Here is a 22,008-nt window from a genome sequence, read left to right as displayed (position 1 = left end):
CCGCAAATTATGCCGTTGCAGCCACATCGGCCCATTGCACAGCCTCTGCACCCAGCAAGGCGGCAATAGCGCGGGGGTGTGATGGAAACCAGGCGTGGAAATAACTGGCGCAGATGCTGCCGTGCTGGTACAGGGCTTCGCCCTTGCCCGCCTGTACGCTTTGCCCTGCACGGCTGGTGCGCGCCACCTCGGCGGCAGCGCTGTCAAAACGCGAGTAGTGAAAGGTATGGCCGCGCAGCTGGCCGCCGTGCAGCACACATTGCTGCATGCCCAGCCCTGCCAAACGCGGCTGCATAGACGCAGTGCCCGGCAAAATGCCCCACATGGGCAAAGCCTCGCCTTGCGCCGTGTGAATGCTGTGCCCCAAGGCCAGCATGCCACCACACTCCGCCCACACGGCCTTGCCAGCTTGCACATGGGCCTGCAGGTCGGCCTGCAAGCCTGTGTTGGCGGCCAGCTTGTGGGCGTGCAGTTCAGGATAGCCGCCGGGCAGCCATACGGCATCACATGCGGGCAAGCGCTCTGCGGCCAACGGAGAGAAAAACACCAGCTTCGCTCCCATGGCCTGCAAGCAATCCAGGTTGGCCGGGTAGATAAAACTGAATGCGGCATCACTGGCTACCGCGACCGTGCGACCTTGCAACCAAGGCTCAATCTGCGGCGTGGGCGCACCGGCATCCAACGCAAAGTCCACCGACCAGCGTTGCCAGTCCTCCCACGGCATTTGGCCCAATCGGGTATCCGCCAGCGCATCGGCTGCCGCATTCAGGCGCGCCATGGCATCGGGCAACTCGTGCGCCGCCACCAGGCCCAAGTGGCGCTCTGGCAGCAGTTGCGCGTCTTTGCCCTCGCCCATCCGTTGCAATGCTCCCAGCCACACCGCAGGATCGCGCAAACTGGCTTGCAACATCTGTGCATGCATGCTGCTGCCCACCCGGTTGGCCAGCACGCCCGCCCACGGCACATTCGGCTGGTACTGCTGCATGCCCAACACCACCGCACCAAAGCTGCCAGCCATGGCCGAAGCATCCATGACCAACAACACCGGAATGCCCAGCTGGGCTGCCAGGTCGGCGGCTGTGGGGCTGCCATCAAACAGCCCCATCACACCTTCGATCAAGATCACATCGGCCTGCGCTGCCGCCGCATGCAGGCGTGCACGCACCTCGGGCATGCCGACCATCCAGCCATCCAGGTTGTGCACCGTGGCACCACTGGCCAGTTGGTGCCAGTAAGGGTCCAGATAATCAGGCCCGCACTTGAACACACGCACACGCCGGCCTTGGCGCGTATGCCATCGCGCCAGCGCCGCAGTGACGGTGGTTTTACCTTGCCCAGAAGCGGGTGCAGCCACCAAGAGTGCTACACAAGCGTGTGTGTCAGAAGAGCGTGTCATAACCAGCGAAGAGGAAATTAGAAAAATTAGCTGCGTTGGGGAGACTGCGTCATGCAATCTCCATGGTGCCGTACACCAAAGGCTGTATGCCTTGGGTGTACCTGATGGCGCTTATTGGGGCATCCACTTCAAGCCGACATAGAAAGTGCGGCCCGCCGTGGCGTAGTCATTGGCCAAGGTGTAGTGACGATCGAGCGCATTGTCCAGCCGCGCTGTCAAGGTAAAGTCCTTAGTGATGGACTTGGACGCTGACAGGTTCAACAAGGTATAACCCGCCAAAATCTTGGCATCACCTTCCTTGTCATGACGGCGGCTGGCCATTTGCACTTCGGCACCAACATCCCACGCATGCACCACGGTATCGGCACCCACTGTCACAAAACGCTGTGAGCGCCGCGTCAACAAATTGCCGGTTTTCTCGTTGCGCGGATTCTGAAAGTCCACCGATCCATGCCATTTGACGGCACCGAACCGGTAAGCACCGGCCAAGGTGATCCCTTCCAGCATGGCTTGATCGACATTCTGGTAACACGAAGATTGGCCGCATAGGCCGCCACCGCTGTAGGCCACCATGTTGGTGAGCTTGTTGCGGTACGCTGTGGCAGACGCGAAGTTGTCACCCTGCCCCCAGCGCAGCATGAGTTCTTTGTTGTTACTTTCTTCAGGCTTGAGCGTTGCGTCGCCGTAAATCGAGAAGCGCTGGTACAACGTAGGCACACGGAATGCGGTTCCCATGGACGCACTGATACGCCACTGTGGGGCGAAGTCCCAGCCATACGCCGCACTGCCAGTGGTTTTGCCACCAAATTCACTGTCCTTGTCATGGCGCGCATTAAGTTGCCAACTGTGGCTGCCCATGCGAAAGCCATAACCCAGCGCGAGCGCATCCTGATGCCGAGACTGCTCACCACTTTGAACCTTGGGATTGGTGAACTGGTCTTCACGCCGCTCTACCGATGCAGTGAGCTTCTGGTGCCTGCTGAGCTGGAAGTCGTTTTGCCACAAATAGGTATTCAAGCGGGTTTGGGTCTTCTCATTGGAGGGCAGCAACCGATAGTCGTCACTCGAGGTGTTCACCGTCACGGTGCTGCTGTATGCCGGCGACCACTGCGCGATCCAACTAGCGCCCACGCTTTGCATATCGCGCTTGTACTGCGCGTTATCTTTTTTCGTGCCGTTGTCGTAATCGCTGCGGCTGTCGGTCTTCATCCATTGCGCCTGAAGACGATGTGCCGCATTGATTTGCAAGCCCAGCTTGGCATTCAGGGCCGTGCGGCTGTAGCCATCCTTATCAGGATCTGCTTTGGCAACGGTTTTGGAGTTAAAGCCTTCGCTCCCTTCGCGCAGTGCGGACACGCTGTAATCCCACACCCCAGTGGCACCACTCACACCTGCCTCAGTGCGGTAAGTGCCATGGGTGCCATAGCCAACGCCGACAAACGGCTGAACGCCCGCTTCTCCTTGCTTGGTGAATAACAAAATCACGCCCGCCATCGAGTCAGAGCCGTAAACGGCAGCCGCCGGGCCCCGCAATATTTCGACACGATCAATCAGCGCCAGCGGTATGTTCTGCCAAGTCACCCCGCCACTGGTGGTTTGGCTGTCTAGACGTACCCCATCCAGATACACCGCCGTGTACTGCGTATTGGCACCCCGCACAAAGACGTTGGTGGTCGTAAAGGGGCCCCCAGTGGTAGTGATTTGGACGCCAGGCTGGCGTGAGAGCAGTTCAGCCACACTGTTCGATCCGCTGCGCTCAATCGCAGTGCGATCGACCACAGTCACATCGGCCAACACATCAGACAATCGCTGCTCCGCACGAGTGGCTGAAACCACCACCTCGTCCATAGAAGCAGCCACCGCCGGCGAACCAGGCACACCAAAAGCTGCAGCTGCCAATGCCACAGGACGCAAGGACAAGGCAGCACCGTGCAGGCGCTGCGCTACAAACAAAATCATTGGAAATTTTCGAGAAAACACCCGAGCCGACCTCCCCGCCGACCATGGGTAACACCGTACCCACATGCGTGGGCACACCGATGTTGGCCGGTATCCGGGCTGGCTCCTCAACACCATCGCCTTCCCAAATGCTTGTTCAAGGCACTCAGTGGCTTATGAGATGGTGTGTGCGTTACGTGCTAACGCCAAGAACTCACCGTTGCGGGGGCAGCGCAGGCTAGGAAGTGCTGAAGGCCAGCATCTCCACCCTGCTTCTCGTTGAACTGCAACCTGTGAACCAAGTTGCGGGCACCAACATATAGGCGCTGATTCTAATCACCCAAAACACATCTCAAACAGTAGTGCCCCTCAAGCCGCGAATACTCTACTGACTTCTAAGCTGAGTCATTGACAGCTTGAAACAAGCTTTTGTGGCCATAACCCGTGATCTGCCATAAATTTGCAATTCTCTCTGAGGGGGGCGCCCTACAATTGCGAGCATCCATGACGACGACATCCATTCTTGACCCCGTTGCTGAGCGCGTAGAGCTGCTGCTAACCAAGTACGAGGCTTTGGTGCAGACCAACCGCCTGCTCACCGAAGAAATTGAAGCTGTGCGCAAAGAGCGTGACTCCTTGCAATCTCGCCTCAAAGCAGCGCGTGCGCGCGTGGATGACTTGATCGAACGATTACCAGCCAACCGGGAGGCGTCTTGAGCCAGCTAGACACGCAAATCCTGCACCAACACTACGTGCTCTCCTGCCCAGATGGGCGAGAAGCACAGCTGTTAGAAGCTGTTGAGCGCGTGGATCAGCAATTTCAGCAGATGCTCGACACCACCAAGCTGCGCTCTAGAGAGCGTGTGGGTGTTTTGCTGGCTGTGAATTTGGCTTTTGAAAATTTGGAGCTTCGCCAACAACTCCAAGCCTTGCAGCAGCAGTTAACGCAACTGCAAGGCACCACGGATACAGCCCAAGCGGATGCTCAAGCAGAGCGCCTGCAAAACCTTGAAGCCCAACTGGCTCAGGAGCATGCAGCCGCCCGCCAGCTCACCCTGCGCCTGGATGAAGCGCTAGCTCTGCACGAAAAACCCACCACACCAACCAGCACAGAAGCTGCCTTGCAAGACCTTGCTGCCCCACCCGAGGCAAAAGAAGTCGCCGAGAGCTTGGTCACCAATTTAGACAACGCGAGTGAAGTGGACTTGCCTTTCGCAGTCCCTGAAAACCAGTAAAATCAGAACCGTCTGCAATCCGCCGGGCTTTATATTGCCTTGAACCAATGCTCATTGAGCACGGGCTTGATACATTGCCTAGCAAGCGTGATCGTCTCGCGTCAGACGAACCCAACGCTAGGTTGCTCTCGCCCACCTGAACCCCCGGTTCAGGTTGAGGGCTCGGCGGTTTTGCAGACACCTTCTCGGCGCATCTGCCACATTCCCAAAAAATTAACGGCACCACACTGATGGCTTGTAGATCAAGTCCATCCACAGTGCCCATAGTGACACAGCTACCAACATCAGGCCTGCTGCGCGTGTACCCCAGTCTGCACGCCAGCGCCCCACTCTGCCACTGAGCCAGCGCCAAGCAAAAGGTGCACCTGCCAGCCATAATGCCCCACCGACGGCAAATGCAACCATGCTGACCGCACCCGCCCAGACAGCACCGCTTAAGGCGGCCACCAAGATAGCGGAATACAGCAGCCCACAAGGCATGAACGCCCAGGACATGCCTGCAAAAAGCGCTCCACCGCGCATCGAAAGTACTGGCTGCACCTTCTGCCACATAGCCCGGCCAGCTCGCTCCAGCCAAGCTGGCTGCTGGCCTTGGAATAGCATCAACAGCCCCCAGGCCAAAATCGCCAAGTGCATCACCACCCACACCGGGTGCAAGGCAGAAGTTTGATCAGAAAACCATGCTACCTGCTCCATGGCAAAAGCAGAAATGGCTCCTAAAACACCGTAGCCAGCCAGACGGCCCATATGGAATTGAAGCGCACTCCAGTTCCATGCCGAGGTGTGCCACGACAACTTGCCGTGCATTTGCACCGCCGTGCCATGGCCTTGAATGACGGCATGACAAGGGGCTGCACACATGGCAAGACAATGGGGCCCTCCCACGAGCCCCATAAAGAAAGCGGTCCAAAGCAAAGAAAAAGTCATAGGGATCAGATGATCCGCGAGAACCTGGCTCTGTTGCGGTCTGCTTGCAAATAACGGTCAAAGACCAAGGCTACGCCGCGCACAAAGAACCAGCCTTTGGCAGTCACCGTGAGGCAGTCGTCTGTAATTTCTACCAAACCTTCGTCTTGCTGTGCTGCCAAAGCTTCGATTTCAGCAGCAAAGTACTGTTTGAAATCAATCAGCCAAGCACTGTTGATAGATTCAAAAAACAGCTCGCCCTGGCACATGATAGTCATGATGACGGCACGGCGAATCGTATCGTCACGGGTCAACGCGAGCCCACGGACAACAGGCAGCCGCCCCTGATCCAGAAGGTCGTAATACTCTTCCAACGTCTTGGCATTTTGGCTGTAGGTTGCACCCACGCGACCAATCGCGGAAACGCCCAAGGCAATCAAATCGCAGTCTGGCTGCGTGCTATAGCCTTGGAAATTGCGGTGCAAGCGACCTTGGCGTTTTGCAATCGCCAACGCATCTTCCGGCAACGCAAAGTGATCCATGCCCACATAAACGTAGCCAGCTTCAATAAAGCTTTCAATGGCAGCAGACAACATGCCCACCTTGTCGGAGGCTGATGGCAAGTCTGCTTGCAAGATACGGCGCTGTGGCTTGAAGCGCTCTGGCAAGTGCGCATAGGCATACAGCGCAATACGATCTGGCCGCAACTCCGTCACCTGTTTGAGCGTTCGAGCAAACGATTCGGGATTTTGCTTGGGCAAGCCGTAAATCAAATCCACATTCACCGACTGAAAGCCCAGCTCGCGCGAAGCAGCCACCAAATCAAACACCTGCTCCGCAGGCTGCTCACGGTGCACCGCTTTTTGAACTTCCGGATCAAAGTCTTGCACCCCAAAGCTCAAGCGGTTGAAGCCGATTTCTTTGAGCACTGCCAGGCGTTCACGCGTCACGGTGCGTGGGTCAACTTCGATCGAGTATTCACCCGCCGCTTCAAACACAAACCGCTCACGCAGCATGCGCCACAGGTTGCGCAGCTCATCGTCCGTCAAGAAAGTAGGCGTGCCGCCTCCCACGTGGAACTGGCTCACAACCTGCCCACGACCACAGTGCTGCAGATGCAAATCAATTTCGCGCTCCAAATAGCGCATGTATGTCACAGCACGTTCATGGTGCTTGGTGATGATCTTGTTGCACGCGCAGTAGTAACACAGGGAGTCACAAAATGGAATGTGCACATAGAGCGACATCGGCTGGTTTACAGCAGCTGCAACTTTGCGCTGCTTCAACGCCAAGATATAGTCACTATCACCAAACGCCTCCACAAACCTATCCGCAGTGGGATAAGAGGTGTAGCGCGGGCCTGGCACGTCATAACGACGCAAGAGTTCGGGGGTGACGACGGTCATGAATGAATCTTTTCCTTGATGACCATACTTTGCAACAATCGGCCACGTTTATCCTTGACGTGAATCAAGAGGTTGATGTACAAGGAATGTCACAATTTGAGCGACATCATTCCTTACTCCTTCGAGCTATCCCATAGTCTCTTATCTGATTTTTTAACTGCACAAGTCATCTTCTTACACAAGACTCTTGGGCTTTCGAGTACATGACTCCTCCAACCATCAAAGTTACCTGCTCCAACTGCAATTTGCGTGAACTCTGCATGCCCATGGGCCTGAATGAGCAACAGTTGCAGCGCATCGATGACATTGTGGCTACCCGCCGCAAAGTCAAACGCGGAGCAACACTGTTTCGCAACGGAGAAGCATTCACATCGCTGTACGCCATTCGCACGGGCTTTTTCAAAACCTGCGTGGCCACAGAGGATGGTCGCGACCAAGTGACTGGCTTCCAGATGGCTGGTGAAATCATTGGCCTGGACGGCATCGTCAATGACCACCACACCTGTGATGCCGTAGCACTGGAAGATGCCGAAGTCTGCGTCATGCCTTTTGACGGATTGGAAGAAATTTCGCGTGAAGTGACTGCCTTGCAAAGCCATGTGCACAAGGTGATGAGCCGCGAGATTGTGCGCGAGCACAGCGTCATGCTACTGCTGGGCAGCATGCGTGCCGAAGAGCGCTTGGCTGCTTTTATTCTGAACTTGGTTCAACGCCTGCATGCACGCGGTTTCTCCTCGTCGGAACTGGTGCTACGCATGACACGCGAAGAAATTGGCAGCTACCTGGGTCTGAAGCTTGAAACCGTCAGCCGCACCTTCTCCAAATTTGTGGAAGAAGGCATGGTTGAGGTAAAACAGCGCCACGTGCGCATTTTGGACACTGCTGCACTGCAGCGCTTGGTCAACAGCCAGCACGAGTGCAACAAGTAAGCGCTCTGGCTTTCCCATAAAAAAACCTCCCAGCGTAGGCTTGGGAGGTTTTTTTATGGGTGGTTGCTTTTTTATACAGCGACTGCCACAACACTGCCTTCGTTACATGCTGGGCTGGGCGTTCACTTCGGAAGCAGAAATAGACAGCAAAACCGTCAAATATCCAGCAGCCACAAAAACCACCCAAAAAGCAAAAAAGGCCAAGGTATAAATCGCCGTGCGGGATAGCTCAATCCCTTGCCCCAACCACAACATATCGTGCGGGTCGAATGCGGCAAACACCAGCATTTCCATCACGCCAGCTGCCAAAAAAGCGGGCCAAACAATCCACATTAAACGTCGTGTCCACATGTGCACTCCTTTGCGTGAATCATGTGGACATTGTGAGCACCATTCCCAACCAGGCTGCGTGGGACAAACGCTAAATAAAAATAATAGCTGCCAGCGCAATATTTACAATGACTTGTGCATTAAAAGCACTTGAAGTCAGCATATTTAAAGCGCAAGCAGCTACTTTTTTTAATAAACCGTTATTTAGGTGCCAGATTGGGCAAATCAGCATCGGGGGTTGTCACATGGTTACGCGCAGCACCCGCTGGCGCCAAGCTTTTTTCGATGTGGCGCAGTTCCTGGTTGATATTCAGGCCCTTTTGGTAGTAATCGTTGTCCACTACGGGATCCGCACCATTCATGGCAATCATGGCTGTCACGATACCTGCCACGACCACCACGGCAGGCCCTGCGAACACCAGCCATACGTGGCCATATTTCCACCAAGGACCTGATGGCACTTCCAGCTTTTTTGCTACCTGAGTCATAACCCACTCTCTTTCCATCAAACGCAGTGTGCAAGCACTCAGTCTTGCACACCAACAATGCTGCGTTCTTAGCGAGGCACTAAGAAAACTGATTTTTCAAGCACATGGCCTTTGCCACTTTGTGCCGTGATTTCAAACTCAATAGGATGTGAACCAGGTTCAGCAGTTCCATACGGAATTTGTACGCGCACAGCAACACCACGCGTTTGGGCGGAGTCCACGTCCACGGTGGTGCTTTCTGCCATCGCAATGCCCTCCAGCCCCTTCACAGCAACGCTATAAGTTTGGGCTTGCTCCGTAGCATTCATTACCTGCAAACGATAGACATTCTCCAGCTTGCCACCGGCCACAATCCGCGCCAACGATGCACGGTCCCGAATCACATCAACCTTGAGGGGCTCTCGCACCGCCATGCTAAAGACCATGGCCGACGTCAAACCCACCAAAATCATGGTGTAAATCAGCACGCGGGGGCGCGCAATACGACGCCAAATTTGCGCACCGGTCCAGCCTTTGCTCACCGCATTTTGCGTCGTCAAGCGTATCAACCCACGCGGATAGTGCATGTTGTACATCACGTTGTTACATGCATCCACACACAAGCCACAACCGATGCACTCGTACTGCAAACCATCGCGAATATCGATGCCAACCGGGCAGACCTGTACACACAACTTGCAGTCGATACAGTCGCCCAAGCCTTGGGCTTTGTAATCCACGTCTTTTTTGCGAGGACCACGGTTTTCACCACGCTTGGCGTCATAGCTGACGACCAATGTATCTTTGTCAAACATCGCGCTTTGGAAGCGCGCATAAGGGCACATGTACTTGCACACCTGCTCACGCATGTAGCCTGCATTGCCATACGTCGCAAAACCGTAAAACAACACCCAGAAAATCTGCCAGCTGCCTTGGAGCGCCAGCAGCTCTCCACCCAACTCACGGATAGGCACAAAGTAGCCTACGAAGGTGAAGCCGGTCCACAGCGCCAAGGCAATCCACAAAAATTGTTTAAGGGTTTTGCGCCAGATTTTTTCCAGCGTCCAGCCCCCTTGGTCCAAGCGAATACGTGCACTGCGGTCACCCTCGACCTTGTGCTCGATCCACATAAAAATTTCGGTATATACCGTTTGTGGACATGTAAAGCCGCACCACAAACGCCCAGCCACTGCGGTAAACAAAAACAGCGACAGCGCACTGACAATCAGCAAACCCGTCAGATAAATGAAATCTTGCGGATACAGCACGTAACCGAACAAATAAAAGCGTCGCGCCCCCAGGTCAAACAAGACCATTTGGCGCTGCCCCCAATCCAGCCACGGCAAACCATAAAAAATCAGCTGCGTCAGCCACACCATGGCCCAGCGCCAGCTCATAAAACGTCCGCTGATGGAGCGCGGATAAATCTTTTTATGCGCTTCAAAAAACGATACGGTTTTTTCCTGGCTATCCGCTTTGATAGGAATGATTTTTTGCGGTTTTTTTTGCTCGGAACTCATGAGTCAAACTCCCTAAATCGCACCAAAGAAAAAGGCGGCACACAGTGCCGCCTTCACGATCGCCACAACGATCAGTTGGTTGCTCCAGGCTTGCTATTAGACAAGCCCCAAACATAAGCAGTCAAAACGTCAATCTGCGCAGGAGTCAATTTCTTGTTCTGTGCAGGCATTTCGTTCAGCTTGCCGTGGGTGATGATGTCCACAATCGCTTGTTCACCCCAGCCATGCAGCCAGATATCATCGGTCAAGTTAGGCGCACCCAGCATGGTATTGCCCTTGGCATCCGTACCGTGGCATGCCGCACAAGCGGTGAACTTGGACTTGCCCAAAGCAGCCTTCAAAGAGTCATGAGGGCTGCCCGACAAGCTCATCACGTAGTGTGCCAAGTTACGAACATCATCAGGAGTGCCGACCACTTCAGCCTGAGGCGGCATCATCGCCACACGGCCTTCAGTAATGGTTTGCTTGATGTTGGCAGGCGCGCCACCATGCAGCCAGTCGCCGTCGGTCAAGTTAGGGAAGCCTTTGCTACCGCGAGCATCCGAGCCGTGGCACTGGGCGCAATTGTTCATGAACAAACGCTCACCAACAGCCATGGCTTGGCCGTCCTTGGACATATCTTCCGAGCTCATGGCTGTAAAGCGCGCATACAGAGGTTCCAACTCTGCATTTGCTTTTTCAACCTCTGCCTGATATGCGCCCACCTGGCTCCACTGCATCTTGCCAGCATAAGAGCCCAAACCTGGGTATGCCAGCAAATACAGCAAGCCAAAGACAACAGTGATCACAAACATCCAGACCCACCAACGTGGCATCGGGTTGTTCAATTCGCGCAGGTCTTCGTCCCACACGTGGCCAGTGGTGTTATCGCCGTCAGCCACGACCTTTTTACGGGCAGTGATGATAAGCAGTACCAAGCAAGCAATGATGCCCACCACAGTAATGCCAGCGACGTAGACCGACCAGAAGTTATTTACGAAATCGCTCATGGGATGTTCTCGTTCTGGATGGGGAATCAGTCTTGTTGAAACGGCAGCTGTGCCGCTTCGTCAAAACGCTCCTGATTGCGGCGGGCATACGCCCACCACCAGATGCCGATGAACAGCGCCATCGATACCAATGTTGCAACAATGCGCATTGTGGTGATGTCCATAGCCCTATCCTTTTTACTTAAGCGCTGTACCCAGACCTTGCAGGTAAGCAATCACTGCTTCCATCTCAGTCTTACCCTTGACTTGCTCTGCAGCACCGGCGATTTGCTCATCGGTGTAAGGCACACCAACAGTGCGCAGCGCAGTCATACGCTGTGCAACCACCGTATGGTCAACCGTGTTTTTGTTGAGCCAAGGGTACTCAGGCATGTTCGATTCAGGCACCAAGTCACGAGGGTTGTTCAAGTGGATACGATGCCATTCGTCGCTGTACTTGCCACCCACGCGGTGCAGGTCAGGACCTGTACGCTTGGAACCCCACTGGAAGGGATGGTCGTACACGAACTCACCCGCCACCGAGTAGTGGCCGTAGCGCATGGTTTCTGCTCGGAAAGGACGGATCATCTGCGAGTGGCAGTTGTAGCAGCCCTCGCGGATATAAACATCACGACCCATCAACTGCAAAGGCTGGTAAGGCTCTACGCCTTGCACAGCTTCTGTCGTAGATTTTTGGAAGAACAGCGGAACAATTTCCACCAGACCACCCACAGCCACTACCAGCAAGATCAAAACGATCATCAAGAAATTGCTGGTTTCGACCTTCTCGTGGGTGAACCCTTTGTTGTTGTTTGCGGACATTTTTCAGGCTCCTCGTACTTAGGCGTGAGCAGGGTTAACGGCAGGCACTGCCACCTTCACAGAACGACCCGAAGCCACTGTCTTCATAACGTTCCAAGCCATGATCAACATACCAAGCAAGTACAACAGACCACCGATCACACGGATCACATAGAAGGGGTAAGAAGCCTTCACGCTTTCCACAAAGGTATAGGTCAAAGTACCGTCAGCATTCACAGCACGCCACATCAGGCCTTGCATCACACCGGAGATCCACATCGCGGCGATGTAGAGCACGATACCGATCGTGGCCATCCAGAAGTGCAGCTCAATCGCAGACTTGGAGTGCATTTCGGTTTTGCCAAACAAACGCGGGATCAGGTAATACAAAGAGCCCATGGTGATCAAGCCCACCCAGCCCAAAGCACCAGAGTGCACGTGACCCACGGTCCAGTCGGTGTAATGCGACAGTGCGTTCACTGTCTTGATCGCCATCATCGGACCTTCGAAAGTGGACATACCGTAGAACGACAGCGACACGATCAGGAAGCGCAGGATGGGGTCTTCGCGCAGCTTGTGCCATGCGCCAGACAGCGTCATCACACCGTTGATCATGCCGCCCCAAGAAGGTGCCAACAAAATCAGTGAGAACACCATACCAACGGACTGTGTCCAGTCAGGCAGCGCGGTGTAGTGTAAGTGGTGAGGACCTGCCCACATGTAAGTAAAGATCAGCGCCCAGAAGTGCACGATCGACAGACGGTACGAGTACACAGGACGGCCAGCTTGCTTAGGCACGAAGTAGTACATCATGCCCAGGAAACCTGCGGTCAAGAAGAAGCCCACCGCATTGTGCCCATACCACCACTGCACCATCGCGTCTTGCACGCCGGCATAAGCGGAGTAGCTCTTCATAAAGCCTGCAGGAATAGCAGCGCTGTTCACTACGTGCAGCAAAGCTACCGCGATGATGAAGGCACCAAAGAACCAGTTAGCCACATAAATGTGCTTAACCTTACGTGTACCAACCGTGCCAAAGAACACAATCGCGTAGGACACCCACACCAAAGTGATCAAGATGTCGATAGGCCATTCCAGTTCAGCGTATTCTTTGCCGGAGGTAAAACCCAAAGGCAAGCTAACAGCTGCAGCCACAATAACCAACTGCCAACCCCAAAAGGTAAATGCAGCCAACTTAGGCAAGAACAACGTGGTTTGACAGGTACGCTGAACCACGTAGTAGCTGGTTGCGAACAAGGCGCTTCCGCCGAACGCAAAAATTACCGCGTTTGTATGCAATGGGCGCAAGCGACCAAAGCTGAGCCAAGAAATACCGAAGTTGAGTTCGGGCCAAGCCAATTGGGCGGCGATAAAAACGCCGACCAACATGCCTACTACCCCCCACACGACGGCCATGATTGAAAACTGCCTAACTACGGTATCACTGTAGTGTGCAGCACTAGTTTTTAGAGAATCCATCGGGCACCTCTTAATATGCAGTCGAAAGTGTTCACTGTTATGGTTTTTTCGTTGTTGACAAACATCAATCGTCTCGAAGAATGCGCTCTGCCTCTTGCTCGACGCTCTCAAATTGGCCGCGATAAATTGCCCACCACAGACCACCTGCAATGAACAACACCAAAATCACGGACAAAGGAATAAGTAGATAAAGAATTTCCACGAAATGCCCTTTATTTAGTCAGTGCCACCACACCAGGAGTCTGTAAAGACGTGCTTGCACTCAACTGCACAGCGGCGAATGTCGAAGGTTTTGCCAATCGCGCCGCATTCAGAACCACCAATAAAGAGCTCAAAGCCATCCCAAGCCCTGCCAGCCACGCCGGCATGAGCCCCATCATGGCCAACGGAATAGAGGCAGCGTTATAGAACGCTGACCAAAACAAGTTTTGACGCACAATGCGCAAAGTTTTGCGGGCCAGCAATATGCTTTGCAACACCAACTCTAAGTTGTCACTCAACACCACAAAGTCAGACTTCGCCTGAGCCAAAGGTACCGCCTTACCAAAAGCAAACGACGCATCAGCTCCCGCCAAAACCGGCCCATCGTTGAGACCATCCCCCACCATGCCGACACGATGGCCCGCCTGCTGTGCAGTGAGGATGATCTTGAGCTTAGTCTCTGGCGAGCACTCAGCGTCATAGCGCTCAATACCGAGCTGTGCAGCAATACGTGATACCGCTTGACGCCCGTCGCCAGACAGCAACTGAACATCAACTCCGCTTTGCTGCAAAGCAGTTACCACCTGCTTGGCCTCTTTGCGCACACTTTCGTTGAGCTCAAACAATGCGAGCGAGCGCACCTCTTGAGCCGATATTTCTTGCGCCAAATAAACGGCTTGCTTTTCACTGCACAACTGCCCCGTTCCAGCAAATTTTTGCGATCCAAGGCGCACCCACATGGAAACCCCAGCATCGTTCGCTTTTTGAACCTGGGCACGCAGTCCTTGCCCACTGATTTCCTCTAGCGACAAAACCTGCCACTCAGCAGCAAGTGCAACACCAAAGCCAGCAACTGCTTTAGATACAGGATGACGAGATTGCAGAGCAATCGCAGCCGCCAATCCTTGCCAATCCTTCGCTTCAGACTGATTGAGCACCGCCATTCCGGAGACTTCCATCCCGTCCTTGGTGAGCGTGCCCGTCTTATCAAACACCAAGGTATCAATGGATGCCAGCGCCTCCAAGCCCTGCAAATTGCGCACCAATACCCCTTGGCGCGCAAGAGTACCAGCCGATGTGAGCATCGCCACAGGAGTTGCCAAAGAAAGCGCACATGGGCACGTCACAATCAGCACCGAGGCAGCTACCATCAATGCCCGTCCTGGACTTTCTGACCACCAATACATGGCTGAGGCAGCAGCTAACACCAGCACCACAATCAAGAAAGGTGCGGCAACTTTATCCGCCAATTGAGCCAAGCGCGGCTTTTGCGTGGACGCACTCTCCATCAGATCCACGATCTGTGCAAACTTTGTCTGCCCACCTACGTGCTCAACCTGCAACTCCACAGGTGCCGTCAAGTTATAGCTGCCTGCGATCACTCGCTCGCCCTCGCCACGCGAGACCGGACGAGACTCCCCTGTTAGCAACGCCTCATCTGCTTGCGTACGCCCAGCAAGAATCAGCCCATCCGCAGGAAACGCCTCTCCAGGTAAGACGCGCAAAACATCACTCACACTTATTTTCCGCAACGGCACTCGTATAAAACCACCATCAGGCTGACGCTGCTCAACGCTATCAGGCAAACGGTTTAATACAGCATCCAAAGCCCCTGCCGTACGATCACGCAAACGAATTTCCAGCCATCGCCCCGTTAACAAAAAGCAGACGAACATGGTCAAAGAATCGTAAAAAACTTCTTTACCAAATATCCCGGTTGGCGCGAACGTACCTATCGAGCTGACGATAAAGGTAATGATCATGCCCAGAGCCACAGGCATATCCATGCTGACTCGAAACTGCTTAAGGTCACGCCATGCGCCACTAAAGAATGGGCCACAAGCAAAAATCAGCATGGGAATACAAATCACCCAAGAGGCCCAGCGCAAAAGCCGCTCGTACTCCATGAGTAAATCATCAGGATTGGCGCTATAAGAAGGCCATGCATACATCATGACTTGCATCATGCAAAACGTTGCCAACAGCCAGCGCCATAGCGCCTTTCTATGCTGCGCTTGGCGTAATTCCCGCGCCAAAGCATCGTTAGCAGGCACCGCTTGATAGCCTGCTTTTTCAATCGCCTTGATCCATTCCGATGGCAACACTTTGTCAGGTGACCAGACAACTTTGGCGCGCTTAGCTGCTGCACTGACCTCTACCTGCTGCACACCTGGCACTGCACGTAAAGCATCTTCAATTGTTAACGCACACGTTGCGCAGTACATGCCATCCAGCGCAACTTGTGATTCCCAGACTTGGACATCTTCAGCCAGAACCGCTTGAGCACCCTGCTCGCCATACGGTTTACCAAAACTTGGCCATTCACCGGGATCATCAAGCAGGTGCAACTCGCCTACAGCAGTAGAAGCAGAATTTAGGCAAGATGAATCAACCCTCTCTAAACTCAGAGACGGCTGTTGGGAGTTTGCAGACATGGCCGCAAGCGTATCCACAAACACCCCAAGTATCTTGATGTGCATCAAGAACCCTTTACACCACTCGCCTAAGCTCTAGGCATCACACTCCCTTAATAAAAACTTGGAGATCAATATGTACGAAAAGATTCTGGTTGCAACTGATGGCTCACCTCTGTCCGACAAGGCAGTCAGCCATGCGATGGACTTGGCCAAACTCACTGGCGCTTCGCTGATCGCCCTGAAGGTCATTCCTCGCTACCCCCGCAGCTACCTAGAAGGCGGCGCAACCGTTGAGCTTTCGGAAATTAAGCGCATCGAAGCACAGTGGACCGAACAAGCCCAAGCCGTGCTGGACAAAATCAAAGCCGATGGCAAAGCCGTTGGCGTAAAAGTCAAGACAAGCATCGCCAAGTCTGACTTGATTGCAGAGTCCATCATTGCAGCAGCCGATAAGCAAAATGCAGACCTGATCATCATGGCTTCGCACGGCCGCAAGGGTATCAAGCGCCTGCTGCTGGGCAGCGAGACACAACATGTGCTCACACACTCTCAAGTGCCTGTACTCGTGCTACGTTAATTCGGCAAAACCCAAAAAAAGGATCCTATAAAGATCCTTTTTTATTTATAGCGCCTTAGGCCAGCCGAGCAATCAAGCAACTTTGTTTCATGCAGCGAAGTGCGCTGCGCGAGCCAGTAGCGTTCCTTCTGAATGTTCCCCGCAGGTGTAAACAGCAGCACTGCCTGCTACGAAGGCAGTTTTTGATACCCAGCCAAAAATTTCAGGCACACAAACCACGACCACGGGCAAATGTTGCACGATGGCTTGCTGGACATCTGCTTGCGCAGCATTCGCGGAAATTTCGACACATTCACAATCGACTGCGCGAGCTGCTGCACAAATTGCCTCCCGCGCCTCCTCACTCTGCAGAATGAGCAACACAACACTACCGCTGCTCACTGGAACGCTTTGGAAAAGCCGAGAAATAGGCTGTACGAAAGACCGCCACTGCGCAGAGACTTGAATACGAGGCATCACATCAGACATTGGCGTATTGTGCAGCCGTAGACCCGCGTCCATCCATCAAAAAATTGGGGGTCGTTTTTCCAAGAATGCGCCAATCCCCTCGCGGTGCTCTGCCGAATTGGCATATGCATAGGGAGTCGGCACCGGACGACCACTGGCCAACCTACGCATGGTCTGCTTGTTCAAGCGCGCAGCTTGCGGAGCCAAGCTGGCAATACGCGAAGCCGTGCGCGCGACCTCAAGGGGCAACTGCTGTCCACTCAATGGCTGAGCACACCAGCCAATCGCAGTCATTTGATGGGCAGAAAAAACGGCCGCCTCCAACAGCATGCGCCTGGCGGTATGGCCACCAAGTGCCGATGCTACCAACTGCAACTCTTTTGGGGCCATGGGGAAGCCAAGTTTGGCAATCGGCGCACCAAACTTCGCGGTTTCAGCCACCAAACGCACGTCACAGCAGCTGGCAATTTCCACCCCCGCCCCCATGCACGCCCCTTGAATACTCGCTATGACCGGCACGTCACAGGCCAAGATGGCATGCAACCCCCCCCATACATCATCTTCATGGAAAGAAGCCAAAGTAATGGGGTCAAAACGAAACGCCGGATATTCCGAAATATCACCGCCCGCGCAAAAAGACTCACCCTGCCCACAAATCACAACGCAACGAGCAGCAGAGTTGTTGTGGATGGCCTCAAAAACAGAACGCAACTCCCGCCACATCTTGCGCGTCATTGCGTTCAGCTTGCCGGAGTTCGTGATTGCGACTTCGACAATCCCGGTAGGTTGCCCTTGCTCATCCACACCATGGTGCACAGCGATTTGATCGTTCACCTTAGCTCTCTTCAGTATTTTTTAGCCATTGCTGTTTAAACCCTATGCTTTTGAGCCGCTGCGCCCACTGCAAAGTTTCTTGTCGAACCATGGCTGCAAATTCCTCACCATAGAGATCGCCCCAGTGAATGCCCATGGCTGCCAAATTATTTTGCAACGTGGCATCGCGCCCCATCTGCATGAACACTGCCTGCATTGCCTGCGCCTGTGCATCCGTCAACTGACTTGGTGCAAACAAACCATACCAAGTCACGCTATCCAGCGCATGCACGCCCATCTCCAGCGCACATGGCACATCAGGCAAAAGCGCTACGCGCTGGCGTCCCGTCACCAACAAGGCCTTTAATCGACCTGAGCGCACATGCGGCAGACAAGATATCAACCCATCTACCATCATGTCTACCGACCCCGCCAGCAAATCTTGCAAAGCAGGGCCTGCACCACGAAAGTGCACAAAATCAAAGCGCAGCGATTCTTGATACCTCAGGATTTCTGCAGAAACATGGCTGGAGGATCCAACTCCCGCTGTAGCCATGCGATAACGCATCGGCTTGCGCGCCAAGTCTGCCAGCCACTCCATGGCCGTCCGCACTCGAATACGTTCCGGATTGATCACCACCACCTGCGGCACCAGAGCCACCAGCGCCAAGGGGCGCAAGTCTTCAATCAGATCAAAATCTTCATCCACGCTGAGCGTTCTGGCTACTGCAAGGTGGCTGCCACCAATAAAAATGTTTTGTCCATTCGCCTGCGCCTTGGCGGCAAAGCTCGCCCCCTGCACCCCTCCGCCGCCGCCTAGGTATTGCAGGCGCAAAGATTGCGCTGTGGTGCGTTCAAACGAGAGTGCAACTTGCTTGGCCAAAATCGCACTAGAGCCACCGGCAGGAAAGGGAACGATCAGATTGACAGCCTGACTGGGCCAGTCCACGCTGTGACGACGTGTCTTTGCAGTTTGTGCCCACGCGGGGGCTGCAACCGCCATTGCTGCTAACCATTGCAAATATGCACGCCGCTCTAACACGCCCACCTACTTTCTTTTTCTTATGGTTTGCAAGCCTTAAGCCACGTTGCGCTGGCGCGCCCACATCCACATAGCGGCGCCACCTACGATCATTGGTACGCAAAGCCACTGCCCCATGCTCATACCCATCGAAAGAATGCCCAGGTAAGCATCGGGTTCACGGAAGTACTCTGCAATAAAGCGGAACGTGCCATAGCCCATCAAAAACACGGCAGCCACCTGCCCAGGCTTGCGCTCTTTTTGTGCATATAGCCATAGCAATATAAACAGCAACAAGCCTTCCATCAAAAACTGATAAATCTGCGAGGGATGCCGCGGCAACAACGAGCCACTCTGAGGAAAAACCATGGCCCACGGCAAAGCAGGATCGGCAAAGCGGCCCCACAGCTCCCCGTTGATGAAATTACCAATACGGCCTGCGGCCAGGCCCGTTGGCACGCACGGCGCCACAAAGTCCACGACTTGCAGCCAAGAGCGCTTGCGTGTCACAGCAAACCACACCATGGCAGCAATAACACCCAGCAGCCCGCCATGAAAGCTCATACCGCCTTCCCACACTGCAAATACCTCCAGCGGATGGCTGAGGTAATACGCAGGCTTGTAAAACAGGCAGTACCCCAAGCGCCCACCCACAATAACCCCCACAACGCCTTGGAACAGCAAGTCCTCCACATTGCGGCGTGTCCATGCCGCCTCGCCTTGCAGGCGGTTAAACGGAGGGTGTTTGAGCCTGCGTGTGCCCAGCCACAAAAACAGCCCAAACGCTGCCAAATAGGTCAAGCCATACCAGTGAATGGCGAGAGGACCCAATTGCAGGGCCACCGGATCAATCTGTGGGTACATCAGCATGGTGTGCATTGTGCCGCAGGCCAATGACCATCTGATGGCACCAATGCGGCACACCCACTCCTAATTTCAGCCAATCGCGAATGATTCTGTGTTTCGCATGCATGCAATGCAGCGTGCTAGGGATTTATGAACCAGTGATTTGGCGAAGCTTTTACTTAAAGCCATACTGCAAGCACCCATCACTTTCCTGAGAAAAATAACTATGCAAGGTCATCCCGAAGTCATCGCCTGCCTCAACGAATTGCTGCGCGGCGAGCTTTCTGCCCGCGATCAGTACTTCATCCACTCGCGCCAGTATGAAGATCAGGGCTTCATGCGTCTGTATGAGCGCATCAACCACGAAATGGAAGAAGAAACGCTGCACGCGGATGTGATCTTGCGCCGCATCTTGTTCTTGGGTGGTAAGCCCGATATGCGCCCTCACGCCTTTGAAGCTGGCAACACCGTGGAGGAAATGTTGCGCAAAGACTTGGCTGTGGAATACCAGGTGCGCGACAACCTGCGCGCTGCCATGGTGCTGTGCGAAAAGCACCATGACTTCCAGTCACGCGATTTGCTGCTGGCCCAACTCAAAGACACGGAAGAAGACCATGCCTACTGGCTGGAGAAACAGCTGGGACTGATTCAGATGGTGGGCTTGGCCAATTATCTGCAGGCCCAGATGGGCACAGCGGCTTGATACACAACCCTCCCTGAGACAAGCACAAACCAAAAAAAGCGCCCTTCGAAGGCGCTTTTTTTACGTGCTAGCACACTGCTTCACCACCCTTTGCGCCATGCATCCACTTCTGCTGAAACAGGCACTTTGCCTTGCGCCAAAGAGTCACGATGTTTATCCAGGCGCTTGAGGTCATACAAGTAATTCACCATCAAACCCAGCGATTGCTTCAAGCCTTTGCTGGACAAGTCTGCCGCCCAGTTGATGCGCTCCACCCGGGCACCGTTGCCGAGGTGAAAGCGCGCCACAGGGTCTAGAGGGCGACCTTGGTCCATCCCCTTGGCCAAATAATGTGCCGCACACGCCATCAAGGCTTTACGCAGCACATGCGTCTCTGCCCACTGCTGCACATCACCGCCTGCCTGGACGAGTTGCGCGATTTGCACTGGTGCAGTCACGCCGAGCGCTTGGGCAACAGCCGTGTGTTGCTTGGGTGTCCACTGTGCGGTCACCGTATCTCCGTGCTTGAGCAGCCACTGCCGCAAGCCAGGAATGGGAGACAAGGTGGCAAAACTGCGCAGTTTGGGGAACTCCGAGAGCAAATCATCCACCACACGCTTGATCAGCGAGTTGCCAAAGCTCACACCGCGCAATCCGTTCTGGGTGTTGCTGATGGAGTAGAAAATTGCAGTGCTGGCTTTGCTCAAGTCAGCGCGTGCGCCATGCTCGTCGAGCAAAGGAGCAATCGCCGCAGACATTTGCTCAACCAGCGCCACCTCCACAAAAATCAGTGGTTCATTGGGCATTTTGGGGTGAAAGAAACCATAGCAGCGACGATCACTGTCCACGCGGTTTTTCAAATCTGCCCAGCTGCGGATGTCATGCACCGCTTCATATTGAATCAACTTCTCCAGCAGTGATGCTGGCGAATCCCAAGTGAGCTTGCGCAGCTCCAAAAAAGCCACATCAAACCAGTTGGCAAACAAGTGCTCCAGCTCTGCATCCAGCGCCACAAAACGTTTGTCGCTTTTAGGCAGCTTCAGCAGTTCTGCACGCATGTCGATCAGAAAACGCATGCCGCCTTCGGGCACAGAAAAGCGCTGCAGCAGCCGGGTGCGTGCGGACACCAGCACTTTGCGCAAATCGATTTCTGCCTGCGTCATCTCACCCGGGTTGCGCGCTTGCTCTAATTGCAGGCGCACGGCCTGGATGCGCTGAGCATCGGGGCCAAACTCTTCGCACATCAACAGCCACAGATCGGCTTTTTGCGCATCCGTTGCGCTGGCATACCAATCCATAACAGACTGCGCATGCTTGGCCGCCTCCACCTCGCTGAGCTGCTCACTCGCTGCGGCCTGCAAGTCGTCCATCAAGCGCCGCAAGATATGCGGAGACAAAGCCTCTGGCCCGCGGCGCAATGTGGCTTTCAAACGCTGCGCCATAGGCCGTTGGGCTACACCGGCCACAGGTTGTGCAGCGGTGCCGCGCAATTTATCAACGCTACGGGCTAACCAATCAGGAGCAGCTTTCATGGAACAAGATCTAGCTAGGGTGAATAAACAAAGCGCCCCACCCAACGGCAGAGTGCAGCTTCATTATCAGCATGCCCTGTACACCAGTCGTCACCAC

22 protein-coding genes and 1 riboswitch are annotated in these 22,008 nt (G+C 54.4%); of the genes, 5 read left to right on the top strand and 17 right to left on the bottom strand.

All coding sequences use genetic code 11. The features are described from left to right. Window positions 1-7 precede the first annotated feature (7 nt). On the bottom strand, window positions 8-1,396 hold the full coding sequence (locus B3R00_RS01735) for a cobyrinate a,c-diamide synthase (RefSeq protein WP_286997072.1): 1,389 nt from the start codon (window positions 1,394-1,396) through the stop codon (window positions 8-10). Window positions 1,397-1,507: 111 nt separating this feature from the next. Beyond that, a complete protein-coding gene (locus B3R00_RS01730) occupies window positions 1,508-3,355 on the bottom strand; it encodes a TonB-dependent receptor domain-containing protein (protein WP_286997071.1) in 1,848 nt (615 codons plus the stop codon). A 68-nt stretch (window positions 3,356-3,423) separates the two neighbouring features. Next, window positions 3,424-3,666, bottom strand: a riboswitch (cobalamin riboswitch). Window positions 3,667-3,838: 172 nt separating this feature from the next. Between B3R00_RS01730 and B3R00_RS01725 the strand changes: the two genes are divergently transcribed. Together B3R00_RS01725 and B3R00_RS01720 are read left to right on the top strand one after the other, a co-directional pair. Next, the gene (locus B3R00_RS01725) at window positions 3,839-4,051 is read left to right on the top strand and encodes a DUF904 domain-containing protein (RefSeq protein WP_286997070.1); all 213 of its coding nucleotides are present in this window, start codon (window positions 3,839-3,841) and stop codon (window positions 4,049-4,051) included. Next, window positions 4,048-4,569: a cell division protein ZapA gene (locus tag B3R00_RS01720; protein ID WP_286997068.1), complete on the top strand. Its 522-nt coding sequence runs from the start codon at window positions 4,048-4,050 to the stop codon at window positions 4,567-4,569. The genes B3R00_RS01725 and B3R00_RS01720 overlap by 4 nt, the downstream gene beginning before the upstream one ends. A gap of 213 nt (window positions 4,570-4,782) precedes the next feature. Here B3R00_RS01720 and B3R00_RS01715 read toward each other — a convergent pair whose 3' ends face one another. Further along, window positions 4,783-5,496, bottom strand: coding sequence for a sulfite exporter TauE/SafE family protein (locus B3R00_RS01715; RefSeq protein WP_286997067.1), 714 nt, complete (start codon window positions 5,494-5,496; stop codon window positions 4,783-4,785). 5 nt (window positions 5,497-5,501) lie between these two features. Beyond that, window positions 5,502-6,881 (bottom strand): oxygen-independent coproporphyrinogen III oxidase, encoded by a 1,380-nt coding sequence (hemN, locus tag B3R00_RS01710; RefSeq protein WP_286997066.1) that lies wholly within the window; start codon window positions 6,879-6,881, stop codon window positions 5,502-5,504. A 203-nt stretch (window positions 6,882-7,084) separates the two neighbouring features. Here hemN and fnr point away from each other — a divergent pair, with 203 nt between their 5' ends. Continuing rightward, entirely contained in the window at window positions 7,085-7,810 is a 726-nt protein-coding gene (gene fnr, locus B3R00_RS01705; RefSeq protein ID WP_219164300.1) for a fumarate/nitrate reduction transcriptional regulator Fnr, read from the top strand. 102 nt (window positions 7,811-7,912) lie between these two features. On the opposite strand, the gene B3R00_RS01700 is transcribed toward fnr, so the two are convergent. The 9 genes from B3R00_RS01700 to B3R00_RS01660 form a co-directional block, all read right to left on the bottom strand. Then, a complete protein-coding gene (locus B3R00_RS01700) occupies window positions 7,913-8,161 on the bottom strand; it encodes a hypothetical protein (protein WP_286997065.1) in 249 nt (82 codons plus the stop codon). A 179-nt stretch (window positions 8,162-8,340) separates the two neighbouring features. Then, window positions 8,341-8,628, bottom strand: coding sequence for a FixH family protein (locus tag B3R00_RS01695; RefSeq protein WP_286997064.1), 288 nt, complete (start codon window positions 8,626-8,628; stop codon window positions 8,341-8,343). 68 nt (window positions 8,629-8,696) lie between these two features. Beyond that, window positions 8,697-10,127 (bottom strand): cytochrome c oxidase accessory protein CcoG, encoded by a 1,431-nt coding sequence (gene ccoG / locus B3R00_RS01690; protein WP_286997063.1) that lies wholly within the window; start codon window positions 10,125-10,127, stop codon window positions 8,697-8,699. Window positions 10,128-10,198: 71 nt separating this feature from the next. Beyond that, window positions 10,199-11,116, bottom strand: a complete 918-nt coding sequence (ccoP, locus tag B3R00_RS01685) for a cytochrome-c oxidase, cbb3-type subunit III (RefSeq protein ID WP_286997062.1) — start codon at window positions 11,114-11,116, stop codon at window positions 10,199-10,201. A 26-nt stretch (window positions 11,117-11,142) separates the two neighbouring features. Next, window positions 11,143-11,280 (bottom strand): cbb3-type cytochrome oxidase subunit 3, encoded by a 138-nt coding sequence (locus B3R00_RS01680; protein ID WP_174863406.1) that lies wholly within the window; start codon window positions 11,278-11,280, stop codon window positions 11,143-11,145. A gap of 13 nt (window positions 11,281-11,293) precedes the next feature. Further along, window positions 11,294-11,917, bottom strand: coding sequence for a cytochrome-c oxidase, cbb3-type subunit II (gene ccoO, locus B3R00_RS01675; protein ID WP_286997061.1), 624 nt, complete (start codon window positions 11,915-11,917; stop codon window positions 11,294-11,296). An 18-nt stretch (window positions 11,918-11,935) separates the two neighbouring features. Then, window positions 11,936-13,375: a cytochrome-c oxidase, cbb3-type subunit I gene (gene ccoN / locus B3R00_RS01670; protein WP_219164295.1), complete on the bottom strand. Its 1,440-nt coding sequence runs from the start codon at window positions 13,373-13,375 to the stop codon at window positions 11,936-11,938. Between the two features lie 64 nt (window positions 13,376-13,439). Beyond that, window positions 13,440-13,577 carry a cbb3-type cytochrome oxidase assembly protein CcoS gene (ccoS, locus tag B3R00_RS01665; protein ID WP_174863403.1) on the bottom strand — a complete coding sequence of 46 codons (138 nt, stop codon included), beginning with the start codon at window positions 13,575-13,577 and terminating at the stop codon, window positions 13,440-13,442. Between the two features lie 10 nt (window positions 13,578-13,587). After that, a complete protein-coding gene (locus B3R00_RS01660) occupies window positions 13,588-16,056 on the bottom strand; it encodes a heavy metal translocating P-type ATPase (RefSeq protein ID WP_286997059.1) in 2,469 nt (822 codons plus the stop codon). 70 nt (window positions 16,057-16,126) lie between these two features. Here B3R00_RS01660 and B3R00_RS01655 point away from each other — a divergent pair, with 70 nt between their 5' ends. Next, complete coding sequence (locus B3R00_RS01655; protein ID WP_174863402.1) at window positions 16,127-16,570, top strand: universal stress protein; 444 nt, start codon at window positions 16,127-16,129, stop codon at window positions 16,568-16,570. A 504-nt stretch (window positions 16,571-17,074) separates the two neighbouring features. Here the strand turns inward: B3R00_RS01655 and B3R00_RS01650 are convergent. The 3 genes from B3R00_RS01650 to lgt all read right to left on the bottom strand — a co-directional run bounded on the left by B3R00_RS01650 (window position 17,075) and on the right by lgt (window position 19,721). Beyond that, on the bottom strand, window positions 17,075-17,821 hold the full coding sequence (locus B3R00_RS01650) for an enoyl-CoA hydratase/isomerase family protein (protein ID WP_286997058.1): 747 nt from the start codon (window positions 17,819-17,821) through the stop codon (window positions 17,075-17,077). A gap of 31 nt (window positions 17,822-17,852) precedes the next feature. Next, a complete protein-coding gene (locus tag B3R00_RS01645; RefSeq protein ID WP_286997057.1) occupies window positions 17,853-18,833 on the bottom strand; it encodes a Bug family tripartite tricarboxylate transporter substrate binding protein in 981 nt (326 codons plus the stop codon). Window positions 18,834-18,908: 75 nt separating this feature from the next. Further along, window positions 18,909-19,721, bottom strand: a complete 813-nt coding sequence (lgt, locus tag B3R00_RS01640) for a prolipoprotein diacylglyceryl transferase (RefSeq protein WP_286997056.1) — start codon at window positions 19,719-19,721, stop codon at window positions 18,909-18,911. 202 nt (window positions 19,722-19,923) lie between these two features. Here lgt and bfr point away from each other — a divergent pair, with 202 nt between their 5' ends. Further along, window positions 19,924-20,400 (top strand): bacterioferritin, encoded by a 477-nt coding sequence (gene bfr, locus B3R00_RS01635; RefSeq protein ID WP_286997055.1) that lies wholly within the window; start codon window positions 19,924-19,926, stop codon window positions 20,398-20,400. Between the two features lie 80 nt (window positions 20,401-20,480). On the opposite strand, the gene B3R00_RS01630 is transcribed toward bfr, so the two are convergent. Then, window positions 20,481-21,911 carry a malonyl-CoA decarboxylase gene (locus B3R00_RS01630; RefSeq protein ID WP_286997054.1) on the bottom strand — a complete coding sequence of 477 codons (1,431 nt, stop codon included), beginning with the start codon at window positions 21,909-21,911 and terminating at the stop codon, window positions 20,481-20,483. Window positions 21,912-22,008 lie beyond the last annotated feature (97 nt).

The organism is Comamonas sp. UBA7840 (assembly GCF_002501455.1).
Taxonomy (GTDB): Bacteria; Pseudomonadota; Gammaproteobacteria; order Burkholderiales; family Burkholderiaceae_C; genus Comamonas; species Comamonas jiangduensis.
This window is presented reverse-complemented; position numbering and strand designations above follow the sequence as displayed.

Excerpts from the sequence above, each read along its gene's own strand:
- B3R00_RS01735 (WP_286997072.1), bottom strand. The coding sequence starts at position 1,396 with ATGACACGCTCTTCTGACACACACGCTTGTGTAGCACTCTTGGTGGCT.
- B3R00_RS01730 (WP_286997071.1), bottom strand. The coding sequence starts at position 3,355 with ATGATTTTGTTTGTAGCGCAGCGCCTGCACGGTGCTGCCTTGTCCTTG.
- B3R00_RS01725 (WP_286997070.1), top strand. The coding sequence starts at position 3,839 with ATGACGACGACATCCATTCTTGACCCCGTTGCTGAGCGCGTAGAGCTG.
- B3R00_RS01715 (WP_286997067.1), bottom strand. The coding sequence starts at position 5,496 with ATGACTTTTTCTTTGCTTTGGACCGCTTTCTTTATGGGGCTCGTGGGA.
- hemN (WP_286997066.1), bottom strand. The coding sequence starts at position 6,881 with ATGACCGTCGTCACCCCCGAACTCTTGCGTCGTTATGACGTGCCAGGC.
- fnr (WP_219164300.1), top strand. The coding sequence starts at position 7,085 with ATGACTCCTCCAACCATCAAAGTTACCTGCTCCAACTGCAATTTGCGT.
- B3R00_RS01700 (WP_286997065.1), bottom strand. The coding sequence starts at position 8,161 with ATGTGGACACGACGTTTAATGTGGATTGTTTGGCCCGCTTTTTTGGCA.
- B3R00_RS01695 (WP_286997064.1), bottom strand. The coding sequence starts at position 8,628 with ATGACTCAGGTAGCAAAAAAGCTGGAAGTGCCATCAGGTCCTTGGTGG.
- ccoG (WP_286997063.1), bottom strand. The coding sequence starts at position 10,127 with ATGAGTTCCGAGCAAAAAAAACCGCAAAAAATCATTCCTATCAAAGCG.
- ccoP (WP_286997062.1), bottom strand. The coding sequence starts at position 11,116 with ATGAGCGATTTCGTAAATAACTTCTGGTCGGTCTACGTCGCTGGCATT.
- B3R00_RS01680 (WP_174863406.1), bottom strand. The coding sequence starts at position 11,280 with ATGGACATCACCACAATGCGCATTGTTGCAACATTGGTATCGATGGCG.
- ccoO (WP_286997061.1), bottom strand. The coding sequence starts at position 11,917 with ATGTCCGCAAACAACAACAAAGGGTTCACCCACGAGAAGGTCGAAACC.
- ccoN (WP_219164295.1), bottom strand. The coding sequence starts at position 13,375 with ATGGATTCTCTAAAAACTAGTGCTGCACACTACAGTGATACCGTAGTT.
- B3R00_RS01660 (WP_286997059.1), bottom strand. The coding sequence starts at position 16,056 with ATGCACATCAAGATACTTGGGGTGTTTGTGGATACGCTTGCGGCCATG.
- B3R00_RS01655 (WP_174863402.1), top strand. The coding sequence starts at position 16,127 with ATGTACGAAAAGATTCTGGTTGCAACTGATGGCTCACCTCTGTCCGAC.
- B3R00_RS01645 (WP_286997057.1), bottom strand. The coding sequence starts at position 18,833 with ATGGCGGTTGCAGCCCCCGCGTGGGCACAAACTGCAAAGACACGTCGT.
- lgt (WP_286997056.1), bottom strand. The coding sequence starts at position 19,721 with ATGCTGATGTACCCACAGATTGATCCGGTGGCCCTGCAATTGGGTCCT.
- bfr (WP_286997055.1), top strand. The coding sequence starts at position 19,924 with ATGCAAGGTCATCCCGAAGTCATCGCCTGCCTCAACGAATTGCTGCGC.
- B3R00_RS01630 (WP_286997054.1), bottom strand. The coding sequence starts at position 21,911 with ATGAAAGCTGCTCCTGATTGGTTAGCCCGTAGCGTTGATAAATTGCGC.